The organism is Pseudomonas sp. REB1044, assembly GCF_038813925.1.
In the GTDB taxonomy this organism is placed as follows: domain Bacteria; phylum Pseudomonadota; class Gammaproteobacteria; order Pseudomonadales; family Pseudomonadaceae; genus Aquipseudomonas; species Aquipseudomonas boreofloridensis.
The window spans coordinates 790,799-806,341 of the sequence record NZ_CP046139.1 but is presented as its reverse complement, the minus strand read 5'-3'; the positions used below and the strand labels follow the sequence as shown (position 1 = coordinate 806,341).

14 protein-coding genes and 1 other RNA gene are annotated in these 15,543 nt (G+C 58.4%); 10 read left to right on the top strand and 5 right to left on the bottom strand.

Annotation, left to right across the window (positions count from 1 at the left end; all coding sequences use genetic code 11):
• Positions 1 to 32: 32 nt before the first annotated feature.
• Positions 33 to 1,400 (bottom strand): DNA repair protein RadA, encoded by a 1,368-nt coding sequence (gene radA / locus GKC70_RS03785; protein ID WP_029614776.1) that lies wholly within the window; start codon positions 1,398 to 1,400, stop codon positions 33 to 35.
• A gap of 175 nt (positions 1,401 to 1,575) precedes the next feature.
• Between radA and mscL the strand changes: the two genes are divergently transcribed.
• The gene (gene mscL / locus GKC70_RS03780) at positions 1,576 to 1,989 is read left to right on the top strand and encodes a large-conductance mechanosensitive channel protein MscL (protein WP_304485429.1); all 414 of its coding nucleotides are present in this window, start codon (positions 1,576 to 1,578) and stop codon (positions 1,987 to 1,989) included.
• Between the two features lie 91 nt (positions 1,990 to 2,080).
• On the opposite strand, the gene GKC70_RS03775 is transcribed toward mscL, so the two are convergent.
• Positions 2,081 to 2,857, bottom strand: a complete 777-nt coding sequence (locus tag GKC70_RS03775) for a ferredoxin--NADP reductase (protein WP_342650490.1) — start codon at positions 2,855 to 2,857, stop codon at positions 2,081 to 2,083.
• 198 nt (positions 2,858 to 3,055) lie between these two features.
• Between GKC70_RS03775 and GKC70_RS03770 the strand changes: the two genes are divergently transcribed.
• A complete protein-coding gene (locus GKC70_RS03770; protein ID WP_342650489.1) occupies positions 3,056 to 3,775 on the top strand; it encodes an autoinducer binding domain-containing protein in 720 nt (239 codons plus the stop codon).
• 90 nt (positions 3,776 to 3,865) lie between these two features.
• Positions 3,866 to 4,990 (top strand): methyltransferase, encoded by a 1,125-nt coding sequence (locus GKC70_RS03765; RefSeq protein ID WP_342650488.1) that lies wholly within the window; start codon positions 3,866 to 3,868, stop codon positions 4,988 to 4,990.
• A 274-nt stretch (positions 4,991 to 5,264) separates the two neighbouring features.
• On the opposite strand, the gene GKC70_RS03760 is transcribed toward GKC70_RS03765, so the two are convergent.
• From GKC70_RS03760 to GKC70_RS03750, 3 genes are read right to left on the bottom strand one after another with little or no spacing between them, the layout of a single operon-like run.
• Positions 5,265 to 5,405, bottom strand: coding sequence for a DUF2474 domain-containing protein (locus GKC70_RS03760; RefSeq protein ID WP_037028932.1), 141 nt, complete (start codon positions 5,403 to 5,405; stop codon positions 5,265 to 5,267).
• A gap of 13 nt (positions 5,406 to 5,418) precedes the next feature.
• Positions 5,419 to 6,426: a cytochrome d ubiquinol oxidase subunit II gene (gene cydB, locus GKC70_RS03755; RefSeq protein ID WP_342650487.1), complete on the bottom strand. Its 1,008-nt coding sequence runs from the start codon at positions 6,424 to 6,426 to the stop codon at positions 5,419 to 5,421.
• A gap of 3 nt (positions 6,427 to 6,429) precedes the next feature.
• Positions 6,430 to 7,866, bottom strand: coding sequence for a cytochrome ubiquinol oxidase subunit I (locus GKC70_RS03750; protein ID WP_342650486.1), 1,437 nt, complete (start codon positions 7,864 to 7,866; stop codon positions 6,430 to 6,432).
• Between the two features lie 354 nt (positions 7,867 to 8,220).
• Between GKC70_RS03750 and GKC70_RS03745 the strand changes: the two genes are divergently transcribed.
• The 7 genes from GKC70_RS03745 (at position 8,221) to GKC70_RS03715 (ending at position 15,481) form a co-directional block, all read left to right on the top strand.
• On the top strand, positions 8,221 to 8,499 hold the full coding sequence (locus GKC70_RS03745) for a hypothetical protein (protein ID WP_342650485.1): 279 nt from the start codon (positions 8,221 to 8,223) through the stop codon (positions 8,497 to 8,499).
• Positions 8,500 to 8,604: 105 nt separating this feature from the next.
• Positions 8,605 to 8,996, top strand: a transfer-messenger RNA (tmRNA) gene (gene ssrA / locus GKC70_RS03740).
• A 182-nt stretch (positions 8,997 to 9,178) separates the two neighbouring features.
• The gene (locus GKC70_RS03735) at positions 9,179 to 10,459 is read left to right on the top strand and encodes an integrase domain-containing protein (RefSeq protein ID WP_342650484.1); all 1,281 of its coding nucleotides are present in this window, start codon (positions 9,179 to 9,181) and stop codon (positions 10,457 to 10,459) included.
• Between the two features lie 291 nt (positions 10,460 to 10,750).
• On the top strand, positions 10,751 to 11,920 hold the full coding sequence (locus tag GKC70_RS03730) for a DNA methyltransferase (RefSeq protein WP_342650483.1): 1,170 nt from the start codon (positions 10,751 to 10,753) through the stop codon (positions 11,918 to 11,920).
• Between the two features lie 12 nt (positions 11,921 to 11,932).
• Positions 11,933 to 12,637, top strand: a complete 705-nt coding sequence (locus GKC70_RS03725; RefSeq protein ID WP_342650482.1) for a Bpu10I family restriction endonuclease — start codon at positions 11,933 to 11,935, stop codon at positions 12,635 to 12,637.
• Positions 12,638 to 13,558: 921 nt separating this feature from the next.
• Positions 13,559 to 13,918, top strand: coding sequence for an IS66 family insertion sequence element accessory protein TnpB (tnpB, locus tag GKC70_RS03720; RefSeq protein WP_029614001.1), 360 nt, complete (start codon positions 13,559 to 13,561; stop codon positions 13,916 to 13,918).
• A gap of 18 nt (positions 13,919 to 13,936) precedes the next feature.
• The gene (locus GKC70_RS03715; protein ID WP_342649213.1) at positions 13,937 to 15,481 is read left to right on the top strand and encodes an IS66 family transposase; all 1,545 of its coding nucleotides are present in this window, start codon (positions 13,937 to 13,939) and stop codon (positions 15,479 to 15,481) included.
• The last annotated feature ends 62 nt before the right edge of the window (positions 15,482 to 15,543 follow it).

Sequence of the window (15,543 nt, the reverse complement as noted above, 5' to 3'; positions counted from 1 at the left end):
TGGTCGACGGGCAGTTGCCCTCGCCCGCAATATCACTCGAACAACGCATCCAGCGCCTGCTCCAGTCGCGTCACCGCGATCACCTGCAGTCCAGCCGGCGCTTCCTTGGGGGCATTGCCCTTGGGCACGATGGCGCGCTTGAAGCCGTGCTTGGCCGCTTCCTTCAGGCGCTCCTGGCCACTGGGCACCGGGCGCACCTCGCCGGACAGACCGATTTCACCGAACACCAGCAGGCCGTGGGCCAGCGGGCGGTTGCGCAGGCTGGACATCACCGCTGCCAGCAGCGCCAGGTCCGAGGCGGTCTCCAGCACCTTGACCCCGCCGACCACGTTGAGGAACACGTCCTGGTCGTGGGTGGGAATGCCACCGTGACGGTGCAGCACCGCCAGCAACATGGCCAGGCGGTTCTGGTCCAGGCCCAGGGTGACCCGGCGCGGGTTGGCCAAGTGGCTGTCGTCGACAAGCGCCTGCACCTCCACCAGCATCGGTCGGGTGCCCTCCCAAGTCGCCATCACCACGCTGCCGGGCACTTCCTCCTGGGTCCGGTTGAGGAAGATCGCCGAGGGATTGGAGACTTCCTTCAGGCCACGGTCGGTCATGCCGAACACACCCAGTTCGTTGACCGCGCCGAAGCGGTTCTTCACCGCCCGCAGCAAACGCAGGCGGCCGTCCGATTCGCCTTCGAAATACAGCACGGTATCGACCATGTGCTCGAGCACGCGCGGCCCGGCCAGCGAGCCTTCCTTGGTGACGTGGCCGACCAGGAAGATCGCCGTGCCGCTCTGTTTGGCGTAGCGCACCAGCAGCGCCGTGCTCTCGCGCACCTGGGCCACGCCGCCGGGCGCCGATTGCAGTTGCTCGGTGAAGATGGTCTGGATCGAGTCGATGACCATCACCCGCGGCTTTTCCTGGCGAGCGGTGGCGATGATAGTTTCGATGCAGGTCTCGGTCATCACCTTGAGCTGGTCCTGGGGCAACCCCAGGCGCCGCGAGCGCATGGCCACCTGTTGCTGCGACTCCTCACCAGTGACGTACAGCGCCGGCATGTGGGTGGCGATGTTGCACAGGGTTTGCAGCAGGATGGTGGACTTGCCGATGCCCGGATCACCACCGATCAACACCACCGAGCCGTCGACCAGGCCGCCGCCGAGCACGCGGTCCAGTTCCGTGCTGCTGGTGGTGAAACGCGGGATTTCCTCGACGCTGACTTCGGCCAGGGTCTTGATCTGCGCCTGCTGCCCGGTCCAGCCGGCGCGCCCGGCCGGGGCCGCTGCAGCGCCGCTCTCGATCATGGTTTCGACCAGGGTATTCCAGGCGCCGCACTCGCCGCACTGGCCGGCCCATTTGGGAAAGGTCGCGCCGCACTCGGTGCAGCCATACAAGCGCTTGGCCTTGGCCATCGGGTCAGTCTCCTGGGCAAAGACCGCCATGATAGCCGAACGCGCGCGTGCCTCGGCGGCGACGGCCAGCGACAAAACTATTCAGGCTGATGGCAGTCTGTACCCCACGCAGTACAAGAATCGATTCCGTGGCTTACACTGCGTTTACTCATCACTTGTTACAAAGGAAAAACACATGGGCGTGCTCAACGAATTCAAGGCCTTCGCGGTCAAGGGAAATGTCGTCGATATGGCGGTGGGTATCATCATCGGCGCGGCCTTCGGCAAGATCGTCTCGTCGTTCGTGGGCGATGTGATCATGCCGCCATTGGGCCTGCTGATCGGCGGCGTAGACTTCAGCGACCTGGCAATCACCCTCAAAGCCGCCCAAGGCGATGTGCCGGCGGTGGTACTGGCCTACGGTAAATTCATCCAGACGGTGATCGACTTCATCATCGTCGCCTTCGCCATCTTCATGGGCGTCAAAGCGATCAACCGCCTCAAGCGCGAGGAGGCCAAGGCCCCCAGCGTGCCCCCGGCCCCGACCCCGCAGGAAACCCTGCTCACCGAAATCCGCGACCTCCTCAAGAACAACAGCGGCAAGCTATAAGCGGCAAGCGACAAGCGGGAGCGCGCACCGCACCGCTCCTACTTGCCGCTTGTAGCTTGCAGCTTGCAACTACCTGCAACTTGCCGCTCCCTCACCAGTACGTCTCGACCGCGACTTGGCCGGGGCGTTTGCTGAGGCTCAGTTGCAGGTCGCGGGCTTTGAGGACTTTGCGGGTCTCGTCGATCATCTCCGGGTTGCCGCAGAGCATGATGCGCGAGTGCTCGGGCGACAGCTCCAGGCCCGCAGCGCGCTCCAGCTCGCCGGTTTCGATCAACGTGGTGATACGCGCGTTCAGCGCGCCGGGGTGGGATTCGCGGGTGACCACTGGGATGAACTGCAGCTTGCCGGCGAACTCGGTCAGGTACTCACGCTGCTCGAGGCCCGCGATCAGATCCAGGTAGGCCAGCTCCTTGGCTTCGCGCACCGAATACACCAGTTTGATTGTGTCGAAGCGCTCCCAGGCCTCGAAGTCCTGGAGGATCGACACGAACGGCGCGATGCCGGTGCCGGTGGCCAGCAGCCACAGGTCGCGGCCATCGACGAAGCGGTCCAGGGTCAGGTAGCCGTAGGCCTGGCGCTCGATCAGCAGGCTGTCACCCTTCTGCAAGCGGCTCAGCTCGCTGGTGAATTCGCCATCCGGCACCACGATAGAGAAGAAATCCAGAAACTCGTCGTGCGGGGCGCTGACCATCGAGTACGCACGCCACACCACGCTGCCATCGGCCTTGGTCACCCCCAGACGCGCGAACTGGCCCGAGCGGAAACGAAAGCCCGGATCGCGTGTGACCCGCAGACTGAACAGGTTCGGCGTCAGTGGCTGCACATCGAGCAAGGTCTGGGAGGTGTATTTGTCGGCGCTGGCGGTCATTGGGGGGCTCCTGGAATGATTGCGCCCAGTGTCTCGCAAACCGCCGCGAAGAAACACCGCGCGGCTGTAGGCGTATAGCTTATGAGGAAGAAATTACCCTACACTTCGTCGCTATAGCCAAAAATTCCCAGCGGTTTTTACAGCTTTTCCTACACTCAAGTGGGCAAGTCCAATCCTGGATCCAACTGGAGTAGCGTCATGCCGCACTGGAAGCAAGAAAAGCTGCAGACCCTGCTCGGGGAGCGGCACCCCGAAAGAATGTTCGACCAGGCCATCTTGCTGGCGCAAGAGATGGGCATGGTGTACCTCGGGCTGGTGTTGCATCTGCACATTCCGGCACGTCACCCGCAGACCATCCTGTACAACAATTTTCCCGAAGCGTGGAACGAGCGCTTTCGCGCCGACCGCGATTTCATCCTCCAGGACCCGGCCATCAACCGCAGCCGCATCAGCGCCGTTCCGGTGCTGTGGGAGGATGAGTTGTACGAGGAAGTGCCCGATTTTCGTGAGGCCGCCTGCACCCATGGCCTGCGTCATGGCTGGACGCAGTCGCTCTACGACCGCTACAACCACGAGAGCCAATTGAGCGTGGCACGCAGTGAGCGCCGTATTTCTGCCCACGAACTGCTCAGCAAAAGCGCACAGCTTTTATGGTTGCACAATGTGCTGCACGAGCTGATCTGCGAGCACCACCGCCGAGCGGAAAGTCCGTCCCATGAGCTGACAGAGCGCGAACTCGAAGTCACCAAATGGACAGCCGACGGCAAGACCGCTTCAGACATCGCCTGCATCCTCTCCCTCTCCCTCTCCCCCAGCACCGTGAACTTCCACATCCGCAGCGTCATCACCAAACTCGGCGTCACCAACAAGACCGCTGCCGTTGCGGTCGCCGCGGCTCGCGGTTTGATCTGGAAGTGACTGCCGCTGCCTGGCAAAGCCTTGTAGAATCGAGCGCTTTCCAGCACGCAGACGATCTCTGCGCGCGCAGCCGTTTCGAGCCCGTTTCCCATGCCTCTGCTCACCAGCCCCTTCGCCGAACTCGACCTGATCCGCCAGCCGGAGCAGAACAACGACCCGCTACAGGCCTTCGACGCCGCCGACGAATACCTGCTCTCGCACCTGGCCACCCAGGCGCCCGCCGCCGACGCCCGGGTGCTGATTCTCAACGACAGTTTCGGCGCCCTGGCCGCGAGCCTGGCTGGGCAAGTGCAAGTGATCAGCAGCGGCGACTCGCACCTGGCTCACCTGGCACTGGAGAAGAACCTGGCGCGCAACGGCAAGCCCTTCGACAGCGTGCCATTCGTGCCGGCCAGCGCCGCTTGGCAGGGGCCGTTCGACCGCGTGCTGGTGCGCGTGCCGAAGACCCTGGCCTTGCTCGAAGAGCAGTTGATTCGCTTGCAGGGCCATCTGGCGCCGGGCGCCGAAGTGATCGCCGGCGCCATGATCAAGCACCTGCCGCGCGCGGCGGGCGATTTGCTGGAGCGCTACATCGGCCCGGTGCAGGCGTCGCTGGCGCAGAAGAAAGCGCGTCTGCTGACCGCCACGTTCGCCGAACGCCCACAGGCCGCGTCGCCCTATCCCACGCGCTACCGCCTGGACAGCCCGGCGCTGGAGCTACTCAACCACGCCAACGTGTTCTGCCGCGAAGGCCTGGACATCGGCACCCGCGCCTTCCTGCCCCACCTGCCGCGCGACTTGGGCCAAGCACGTATCGCCGACCTGGGGTGCGGCAACGGCGTGCTGGGCATCGCCAGCGCGCTGCTCAACCCGCAAGCGCAGCACACCCTGGTGGATGAGTCGTACATGGCCGTGCAGTCGGCGCGGGAGAACTGGCAGGCGGCATTGGGCGAACGGCTGGCGGATATCCGTGCGGATGACGGGCTGGCGGGGCAGGACAAGCAGTCGCTGGACGTGGTGCTGTGCAACCCACCGTTCCACCAGCAGCAGGTGGTCGGCGATTTCCTCGCCTGGCGCATGTTCCAACAGGCGCGCGAAGCGCTGGTGGTGGGCGGCGCCCTGTACATCGTCGGCAACCGCCACCTGGGTTATCACAGCAAACTGGCGCGGCTGTTCCGCGGCGTTGAACAAGTGGCCGCGACGCCCAAGTTCGTGGTGCTCAAAGCGCGCAAGTAACGCCTGGACATGTGTGGAAGTGGCCCCGGCGATGGGTGCGGCGAAGCTGAAAACCTGGGACCGCTGCGCGGTCCATCGCGACGCAAGGCCGCTCCCACAAGGGCCGGTGAGCTGCCAGAAATTGAGCAAGACAGTCGCGCCCTTAGCCCCTTGCGCTCGATGATCTCCTAATCTGTCTGACATGGCGCCGGCTGCGTGGGAGCGGCCTTGCGTCGCGAAAAGGGCCGCAAAGCGGCCCCGGCGATCTCAAGCGATCACTCGCTCTGCCCCACACTCAATGGGTGGTCAACCCCGCCGCATTCATGAACAGGCGCATGCCATAGGCCACCACGCCCAGTGCCGCGACGCTCAGTGCCCAGATCAGCACCAACCAGCCCAAGCGCTGCCATAACGGCTTCTTCTCTTCGACCGTCATCACCCTGCCCTCCTCAGTGATACCCGTCATCGTGGCGCACCTTGCCGCGGAACACGTAGTAGCTCCAGAAGGTGTACCCCAGGATCAGCGGCAGGATGAACAGCGTGCCCACCAGCATGAAGCCTTGGCTCTGCGGCGGCGCAGCGGCCTCCCAGATGGAGATCGACGGCGGAATGATGTTCGGCCACAGGCTGATGCCCAGCCCGCTGTAGCCCAGGAAGATCAGCACCAGCGTCAGCAGGAACGGCAGGTAGTTGGCATGCCGCGCCACCGCCTTGAGCAAGCCGTAGAAGGTCACCAGCACCAGCACAGGCACCGGCATGAACCAGATCAGGTTGGGCATGCTGAACCAGCGCTCGGCGATCTGCCCGTAGGCCAGCGGCGTCCACAGGCTGACGATGCCGATCACCACCAGCAGCACCAGCGCCAACGGCCGGGCCAGGTCGTGCATCTGCTTCTGCAGCGGGCCTTCGGTCTTCATGATCAGCCAGGTGCAGCCCAGCAGCGTGTAGGCCACGATCAACCCCACCCCACTGAACAGGCTGAACGGCGTCAGCCAGTCCAGCGAGCCACCGGCATAGTGCCGATCGACCACCTTGAAGCCTTCGATGAAGGCGCCCAGCGCCACGCCCTGGAAGAACGTCGCCACCAGCGAACCGCCAATGAACGCCTTATCCCACAGGTGACGCTTGTCGTCGGTGGCCTTGAAGCGGAACTCGAAGGCCACACCCCGGAAGATCAGGCCCACCAGCATCAGCATCAACGGCAGGTACAGCGCCTCCAGCACCACCGAATAGGCCAGCGGAAACGCCCCGAACAACCCCGCGCCGCCCAGCACCAGCCAAGTCTCGTTGCCGTCCCAGACCGGGGCGACGGTGTTCATCATCACATCGCGGTCACGCTCGCCCTTGACGAAGGGGAAGAGCATGCCGATACCCAGGTCGAAACCATCCATGACCACGTACATCATCACCCCGAAGATGATGATCACGGCCCACATCAGTGGCAGATCGATACCCATGGCTCAGTTCCCCTCGTTCAGGCTGGCGTGCTGCGGCGTACCGCGATCATCGGCGGCGGACAACGGCCGCGCCGGCGTGCGTTGCTGCCCCGGACCACCCGGCGGCTGACTGTCGCCCTCGCCGCTGGCCGGGCCCTTGCGCACCAGGCGCATCATGTAGCCCAGGCCGGTGCCGAACAGCGCGAAGTACACCACCACGAACATCACCAAGGTGAAGCCAAGTTGCAGGGTACTGTGGTTGGACACCCCATCGGCGGTACGCATCAGCCCATACACCACCCACGGCTGACGCCCCACCTCCGTGGTGAACCAACCAGCCAGAATGGCGATCAGCCCGGATGGACCCATCCACAGCGTCAGGTACAGGAACGGCCGCGAGCTGTACAAGGTGCCACGCTTGCGCAGCCACAAGCTCCACAGACCGACCAGGATCATCAGCATGCCCAGCCCGACCATGACCCGGAACGACCAGAACACGATGGTCGAATTGGGCCGGTCCTCAGGCGCGAACTCCTTCATGGCCGGCACTTGCTGGTCCAGGCTGTGGGTCAGGATCAAGCTGCCCAGCGCCGGAATCTCGATCTTGAACCGCGTGGTCTCGGCCTGCATGTCCGGCAGCCCGAACAGGATCAGCGGCGTCGGCTCGCCCGGCGTGTTCTCCCAGTGCCCTTCGATGGCCGCGATCTTCACCGGCTGGTGCTTGAGCGTGTTCAGGCCATGCAAGTCGCCGATCACCGCCTGGATGGGCGCGACGATCAACGCCATCCACATGGCCATCGACAGCATCTTGCGCACCGCCGGGTTGTCCCGCCCGCGCAGCAGGTGCCAGGCCGCCGACGCACCGACGAAGAACGCCGTGGCCACGAACGCGGCCGTGGCCATGTGCATCAGGCGGTAGGGGAACGACGGGTTGAAGATGACCAGGAACCAGTCCATCGGCACCACGCGACCGTCGATGATCTCGTGGCCCTGGGGCGTCTGCATCCAACTGTTGGAGGCGAGAATCCAGAAGGTCGACACCAACGTGCCGATCGCCACCATCACCGTGGCGAAGAAGTGCAACCCCCGGCCCACGCGGTTCCAGCCGAACAGCATGACGCCCAGGAAACCCGCTTCCAGGAAGAAGGCGGTGAGCACTTCGTAAGTGAGCAGCGGGCCGGTGACGGCACCGGCGAAATCGGAGAACCCGCTCCAGTTGGTGCCGAACTGATAGGCCATGACCAGCCCGGAGACCACGCCCATGCCGAAGTTGACGGCGAAGATCTTCGACCAGAACTGGTAGAGGTCACGGTAGACGCGGTTGTCGGTCTTCAGCCAGAGGCCTTCGAGCACCGCAAGATAGCTCGCCAGACCAATGGTGATGGCCGGGAACAGAATGTGGAAGGAGACGGTAAACGCAAACTGGATTCGGGCGAGCTCCAAGGCTTCCAAACCGAACATGATGCTTCCTCTTCAGGTAATCAGGCGTTCGGGCTCGTGACCCGCACGCTCACTGCCCTACAGATGATCGAGTGCGCTGTTGTCGGATTGTTCTGTTCGATCGCAGGGAACCTGGCCGGTCGGCCATATCGTTGCATCTGGAACGATTGATCCAGATCAACGACTGAAGCCAAGCATAGACCCGAACGCCAGCACAGGCTGTGTGGTTGTTTGCCGCGTGACCGGTTGCCTCACCCTCTTTACCTTCGCAACATTTCGTGCGCAAACCTCCGGCAACGCCAATGGAACCCTTGGCCAAAGGCCAGAGTCCACTTTTCAGGCCCACTTTCCCGCGGCCTTCACGAGGAGACACCCATGAAAGGTACTGCGCTTTCCGCCGTATTCGCGGCTGCCACCCTGCTGGCCTCGCCGGTGTTCGCTGCCGACAACCTGTGTACGATCAACCTGCAGAAGATCGACAACCAGATGGCTACTACCGGCTCCACCTCCGAAGGCCTGGTCGATGCCCTCAACAAGCACATCGACGAAGCCAAGGCCGCCCAGGCCAAGGGCGACACCAAGGAATGCATCACCATCACCAACAAGGTGCTGGAGCGTCTGAACAAGACTGAAAAAGGCAGCAGCGGCGCCTGATTCAGGGCCGTGGAAAGGGCGGCGGCACCCGCTGTCGACGCCGCCCCTGTAAAGGCGTATACTGCGCGGCACGTGTCGTGAGATACGTCAGCTAGAGCTGAGTGTGGGGCCGATTAGGATTCGACGCCGGTCGCGAAACTCTAGGTGCATGCCGAGTTGGTAACAGAACTCGTAAATCCACTGTTGCAACTTTCTATAGTTGCCAATGACGAAAACTACGAGGGCTACGCTCTCGCTGCGTAAGCAGCTGAGCCCGCTCTCCTGGTAGCTTCGGCTCCAGCAATCACCAGGGGATGCCTGTAAACCCGAAGTGATTGTCATACAGAACAGGATCGTCGTGTAGCACGTTGGGGGCAAAGCGACTAAAACTTACCCAACTCGTCCAAAGCACCCTGCCACTCGGGCGGCTGCGGATTAACTCAGTTGAGATGGCTAAGCATGTAGTACCGACAGCGGAGTACTGGCGGACGGGGGTTCAAATCCCCCCGGCTCCACCACTTCAACATCTAAAGACGTCCACGGACGTCTTTTTTGTGCCTAAATCTCAGTAAAATCAAGGATTTAAGCTCCATATTGGTCTTTGAACGTCCATAACCATCTACACAGCCGTGTATTCCAAGTGGTATTCCAAGCTCCCGCCTGCTATTTTTTGGAATACATGAACTGATCGGAATACACCATGGGAGCTCACGCCGCGCGTCTTTCTGACGTGAAGGTCAAAGCCGCCAAACCAAAGGAGAAGGACTACATCCTGACTGATGGTGATGGCCTACAGATGAGGGTTAGAGCCAATGGCTCGAAGCTGTGGAATTTCAATTACATTCACCCGGTGACCAAGAAGCGGGTCAACATGGGCCTGGGCACCTTCCCCGAGGTAAGCCTGGCTCAAGCACGGAAACGCACCGTTGAAGGGAGGGAGCTGGTTGCCCAAGGCCTCGATCCGAAGGAGAAGCGCGACGCGGACCGGCAGACGTTAAAGGCGACCACGGAGCATACCTTCAAAAATGTGGCCACAGCCTGGTTTGATCTCAAAAAAGACTCAGTGACCACCGCGTACGCTGAAGACATCTGGCGCTCGTTAACACTGCACGTCTTTCCCGACTTAGCGCTAACGCCGATTTCAGCGATCACTGCGCCAGCGGTGATTAAATTGCTTAGACCTCTTGAGGCAAAGGGCAGCCTAGAGACGGTTAAGCGACTTAGCCAGCGTCTCAACGAAATCATGACTTACGGGGTGAATGCTGGCCTAATTTTTTCAAATCCGCTTAGTGGCATCCGCTCTGTCTTCAAAAAACCGAAGAAGCAAAATATGGCAGCACTCGCGCCAGATGAGCTGAGAGAGCTGATGCTAGCAGTCGCCAATGCCAGCATCAAAAGGACTACGCGCTGCTTGATTGAGTGGCAGCTCCACACCATGACCCGCCCAGCGGAGGCTGCTACCGCTCGCTGGGCGGACATCGACCTCGAAAGGAAGATATGGACGATTCCACCGGAGCGGATGAAAAAGCGTCGCACGCATATAATACCGCTCACGCAGCAAGCTCTAGAGCTTCTGGAAGCTATCAAGCCTTTCAGTGGACACCGTGAGTATGTTTTCCCCGCAGATCGAAATCCTCGCACCCACTGCAACAGCCAGACCGCCAATATGGCGCTTAAGCGGATGGGATTCGCGGGCCGTCTAGTCAGCCACGGTATGCGGTCAATGGCGAGCACCATACTGAACGAGCATGGCTGGGACCCAGAGTTGATCGAGGTTGCACTCGCGCATGTTGATAAGGACGAGGTACGCAGCGCCTATAACCGGGCTGACTACATCGAGCGCAGGCGCCCAATGATGAAATGGTGGAGCGAACACATCCAGGGCGCCGCTACCGGGAGTCTTTCGATGTCCGCAGTCATGAACGTGGTAGGGAGTTCAGCGCTCGCAGCGGCTAATTTTTCCGCTGATAACGTTGACTAGCATGCGCAGATAGCATATTGCCCAGCTCGAGATGCTTTACACCCGCCAGCGCCAACACGCACGTCCTTCGCCGTGAAAATTGTCGTACAGATCACAAAAACTCACCCGGTGGCTGACCGAGTGGGGGTTATCGACTCAATCCCGCGATACGCCTGGGCGAGTCCTTGCTAGCCTTGGTATCAGCAGGGTTGTAAGATGGATTCCGCGTAGGCAATCCGTCACACAGACGCCGCAGGCCATCACGTTTGTGACAACCCTTTGCATTTGCAGCCCCCTAAGCATGAGATGGCAATGAATTCAGCAACAAAAATCTCCGCTGATAGTGATTTCCTTCAGCCAAGGCTCAACATTGAAAAAAAATCTAGAGTCAGTCGTCTACCTTGGCGTGGACAGTTCTCTCCGGAGTTCGTGGAGTACATTTTAGAAACCGCGCTATCGAACGCGAAGCATATCTTTGATCCGTTTTGTGGTAGTGGCACTGTGATTTATGAAGCCGCTTTCAAAGGGCGCACGGCAGTAGGTACTGAAGTTAACCCTTCAGCATGGCATCTTGCGGCACTTGCCTCTCTGGCAAGGTCTACATCGTCCAGAATCGACTCCATATGTATCGAACTGGATAGAATAATCCTTGAGCTTTCTAACTGCGGATATTCTGAAAGTTCCGTGCGCGGAATATTGTCATCTAGATCCATTCTTGAGGATACAAAAAAGTGCTTGATTGCATGCATCCTTCTCGGGATGAAAAATAGTGCTGATCTGAACGAAAAAAATGTTCAGTACGGCGCTACGACTGTAAAAAAGGTTCTCCGAGAAGTAGGCATTTACAAAGGCGGTGGGGAGTGTCTACTAGAAGATGCAAGACATACCTCTTTAGAAACCGACACTATTGATGGCGTTATTACCTCCCCCCCTTATATAAACGTCTTCAACTATCACCAGAACTACCGCCCAGCCACGGAGCTGCTTGGCTGGAATCCGTTGAGCGCTGCGAAATCTGAGATTGGGGCTAACCGAAAACATCGCCAAAATCGGTTTCTTACTGTAGTCCAGTATTGCCTTGACATGGCGATGGTAATAGATGAACTAGCTAGAGTTTGCAAAAAAGACGCCACTGTTGTTATGGTGGTAGGAAGGGAATCAAACATTCTAGGCACTTCCTTCTTGAACTCGAAACTCATTGCAAGACTATTCAATGAAAGTCATGCATTTACATTCTCAAATAAGGCGGAGCGGGTATTTACCAACAGATTTGGCCAAGAGATATACGAAGATATTCTTGTTCTAAACTGTATTGGGAAAGGCTACATCCCTCAAGATAGAGCCAGAGCCATAGGCGTAGACGCCTTATCATCAGCACTCAGCAGCGCACCTTCCAGCGCCGTAGATCTGCTGCGGCTCGCAATAAATTCTGCAGCAAAAGTACTGCCTTCTCCGAAGCTGGATCTGAAAAGACCGTATTGATAGGATATTGATGTGAAGGTTTCTCACCCCGAAACACATGGCAGCAAACTAAAAGCACTGGCCAACAACCCCAGTTTGCCATCTGGTGACAGACAGAGAGTGGCCGATGCTATCGATAGATACGAAGAGTGGCGCTCGGCCCTATCAGAGATGTCTGGTGAAGGGAAAGAGCTCCTGGGCAGTCTCGTCACCCTCCTAAATAGTTACAAGAACTCGATTGATCTTGATCTGATATTTGGCTCACAAAGTGATTTTCTATACCGCCAAAATGGACAACTTAAACTCTCCAATAGCATATTGGAGGAGTTCTTACCTTACGTATTCGACGAGCGCATGGTTCCCGGATTTAAGAGATTATCCAATGTAGTATGTGGCCCTCAGTCATCGTTCGCAGGCCTCAGTTTTGGCTCTCCATTTTTAGAATTAGATGCTGGCGGCGTTTACCTTAAAAGTAAAGATCAAGATTTCTCGGTAGCTAAGACGCACCGCATTACCATCAGCGATTTCCCAGCTACTGACAAGTCGTACACCGCGAAGTTTTGCGTCTCGCATTTTGCTACAGAAATAAAAACAAACCTAGATAAGACGATGTTCCAAGAAGCATCTCAGACCGCGAACGAGCTAAAAAAAGCCGTTCCTGGATCAAAGTACATTCTGCTTTGCGAATACCTGGATATGACCCCATCACAACGAAGCTCACTTCCATTGACGAAGTAGTTGTGTTGAGAAAAGCCAAACGCCTGGCATCAAACGTTCGCAAGTCATTTAGTACGTATGCTGGCAGACAAATCAGCTTGGCCGCATACACAAAGTTTGTGCACGACAACCCGATTCATATTTCCAGCTTCGAGCGCTTCCTCGCTCATCTCGATGAATGTTTTCCAGAGGCCGGGGATGACACCGTTGATACCGTGCTCGAACGGGGATATTTTTAAAAACAAGGGCAATACCTATTACATCATAAGGCCGGGTTCTACCCCTGGCCTTCTTAATCATTAGCGCTGCCAGACGACCTAGCATCCATTCCAACGATGAAACCTACTTTCCATAGCAGCACCGCTGTGAGGCTTTTACCGACTCAGTGCATCTACTCGCCTGCCCATACTGGATGCTTTCATGTTTTGCAGGGTCCAGCGCCTCGATCTCTATCAACACCTGGCGTATCAGCCCCCAATCGCGCTTATTTTTTATTTACGTCTGCTTAAGGAATTATTGAATCCGCGAGGGACTTGTACAGCTCTGCAAAAGCAGAGAAGTGTGTGGACTGTAATTGGATTGCGGGTTGACCGAAATGTCTGCTCACTGGGGTCACCAGTAAGTCGCCTGGGCCATACCCCTGCCTCAACGAGCCGGTAGGAGGCATGAGAAAATGTATGACTGTGGCTTTGAAGTCTGCACGACACTTTTTCGAAGAATGAGCTACGCGGTTCCTTATGGAGGAGGCGTGACCAAGAAGAGGCCCTTTGATTTTTACGTTGCCAAACCCGTGTGCGCTGAATAGAAAATCTGCTTGGCTTGTGACCCAGTTCGGATCAGTAACTTTGAGATAATCGTAACCGCTCCATGAACCCCACATTCAAAGCGCGAAGTTGATCCCCAATGCTGTGCTCCCGATCTCTTTCTGGAGCCAGCCCCGTCATGATGCGACCCGACGCCAAAGTCGAAAAAGTCTATCTCTACCCCAAGCCCGTCGACTTCCGAAAGTCGATTGACGGCCTGGCCGCTCTGGTCGAACTGGATATCAAAGTGGCGGTGTTTGACCCCGTGCTTTTCGTGTTTCTCAACAAGCCGCGCAACCGCGTGAAGATCCTCTACTGGGAACGAAACGGCTTCTGCCTTTGGCTCAAGCGCCTCGAATCCGAGCGTTTCAAAACATCGCCTGACGCCACCGACGAGGCGATCATTCTGACCGTCCAGGAACTCAACTGGCTGCTCGACGGTTTTGACCTCTGGCGTAATCGTCCTCATCAGGTTTTGACGCCGCGCTACGTGGCGTAACCCGGTATAATCCGGGCCATGATTTCTCTGCCCGATGACCTTCCTGATGATCCTGTTTTGCTTAAGCAACTGTTGCTTGAGGCCCTCAATCGTCAGGAGGAAACCACTCAGGCTTATCAGACTCACATCGTCGACCTGAAAGAACAGATCAAGCTGTTGCGTGACCGTTTGTTTGGACGCAAGTCCGAGCAATCCGTGGAACCCAACACGCCACAGTTGGCCTTGTTCAATGAGCCTGAAAGCGAGCCAATGCCGTTGGTTGGCGACGTCGATGAAGAAGTTGTCGCACCGACACCACGCCGTGGCAAACGCAAGCCGTTGGCGGCCGATCTGCCGCGTATCGAAGTCATCCACGAACTGCCCGAACACGAACTGACCTGTGCTTGCGGTTGCCGCAAACATGCCATCGGGGAAGAAACCAGTGAGCAACTGGATATCGTGCCGATGCAGATCCGGGTCATCAAACATATCCGCAAGATCTACGCTTGCCGTGGCTGTGAAGCCGCACCGGTCACCGCCGACAAGCCTGCCCAGTTGATCGAGAAAAGCATGGCCAGCCCCAGCGTGCTGGCCATGCTACTGACCACCAAGTATGTCGACGGTTTACCGTTGCATCGGTTTGAAACGGTACTTAGCCGCCACGGTATCGATATCCCTCGGCAAACGCTGGCACGCTGGGTGATCCAGTGCAGCGAGCATTTCCAGCCACTGCTTAATTTGATGCGTGATCGGTTGCTGGAAAGCCCAGTGATTCACTGCGATGAAACCCGTGTACAGGTGTTGAAAGAACCGGATCGAGATCCGACCAGCCAATCCTGGATGTGGGTGCAAGCCAGTGGCCCACCGGATCGAAAAGTTGTGCTGTTTGATTACACGTCCAGCCGTGCGCAGGAGGTGCCGTTGCGCTTGCTGGAAAGTTACCGTGGCTATGTCATGACTGATGATTACGCCGGCTATAACGCGTTGGCGTTGCAGCCGGGCGTGGAGCGACTGGCGTGCATGGCCCATGCGCGACGCAAGTTCGTGGACGCGCAAAAAGTGCAGCCCAAAGGTAAAACCGGACGGGCTGATATCGCGCTGGCGATGATCAACAAGCTGTACGGCATCGAGCGCGAGTTCAAAGACGTCAGTGATGAACAGCGGTTTGCTGGTCGACAGGAGAAAAGCCTGCCGATCCTGACACAACTGAAAAGCTGGCTGGATAAAACCCAGTCGCAGGTGACCGCACAAAGTGCGTTGGGCAAGGCAGTGCATTACCTGGCGAACAACTGGAGTCGACTGGAGCGCTATGTCGAAGCGGGTTACTTGCCCATCGATAACAATACGGCCGAAAGAGCGATCAAGCCGTTTGTCATAGGGCGCAAGGCCTGGCTGTTCAGCGACACCGTCAACGGCGCCAGTGCCAGCGCGAAGATCTACAGCCTGATCGAGACCGCCAAGGTCAACGGCCAAGAGCCTTATACGTGGCTGCGCCACGTACTAGAGCGGCTACCGCACGCCTCGTCGGTAGCAGACTACGAAGCGCTGCTACCGTGGAACTGCTCGCCAGAGATGCCACGGTAACCCGTTCCCCCACTGTTGGGCAGGTGGGGTTTATGGATCGCGTACAGATAATCTTTCCTCGA

Bases quoted from the DNA above. Each gene is read 5' to 3' on its own strand.
- tnpB (WP_029614001.1), top strand. From the start codon at position 13,559: ATGATGCGACCCGACGCCAAAGTCGAAAAAGTCTATCTCTACCCCAAG.
- GKC70_RS03760 (WP_037028932.1), bottom strand. From the start codon at position 5,405: ATGACGGTCGAAGAGAAGAAGCCGTTATGGCAGCGCTTGGGCTGGTTG.
- GKC70_RS03750 (WP_342650486.1), bottom strand. From the start codon at position 7,866: ATGTTCGGTTTGGAAGCCTTGGAGCTCGCCCGAATCCAGTTTGCGTTT.
- GKC70_RS03770 (WP_342650489.1), top strand. From the start codon at position 3,056: ATGCCGCACTGGAAGCAAGAAAAGCTGCAGACCCTGCTCGGGGAGCGG.
- GKC70_RS03735 (WP_342650484.1), top strand. From the start codon at position 9,179: ATGGGAGCTCACGCCGCGCGTCTTTCTGACGTGAAGGTCAAAGCCGCC.
- mscL (WP_304485429.1), top strand. From the start codon at position 1,576: ATGGGCGTGCTCAACGAATTCAAGGCCTTCGCGGTCAAGGGAAATGTC.
- GKC70_RS03730 (WP_342650483.1), top strand. From the start codon at position 10,751: ATGAATTCAGCAACAAAAATCTCCGCTGATAGTGATTTCCTTCAGCCA.
- GKC70_RS03765 (WP_342650488.1), top strand. From the start codon at position 3,866: ATGCCTCTGCTCACCAGCCCCTTCGCCGAACTCGACCTGATCCGCCAG.
- GKC70_RS03715 (WP_342649213.1), top strand. From the start codon at position 13,937: ATGATTTCTCTGCCCGATGACCTTCCTGATGATCCTGTTTTGCTTAAG.
- GKC70_RS03775 (WP_342650490.1), bottom strand. From the start codon at position 2,857: ATGACCGCCAGCGCCGACAAATACACCTCCCAGACCTTGCTCGATGTG.
- cydB (WP_342650487.1), bottom strand. From the start codon at position 6,426: ATGGGTATCGATCTGCCACTGATGTGGGCCGTGATCATCATCTTCGGG.
- radA (WP_029614776.1), bottom strand. From the start codon at position 1,400: ATGGCCAAGGCCAAGCGCTTGTATGGCTGCACCGAGTGCGGCGCGACC.
- GKC70_RS03745 (WP_342650485.1), top strand. From the start codon at position 8,221: ATGAAAGGTACTGCGCTTTCCGCCGTATTCGCGGCTGCCACCCTGCTG.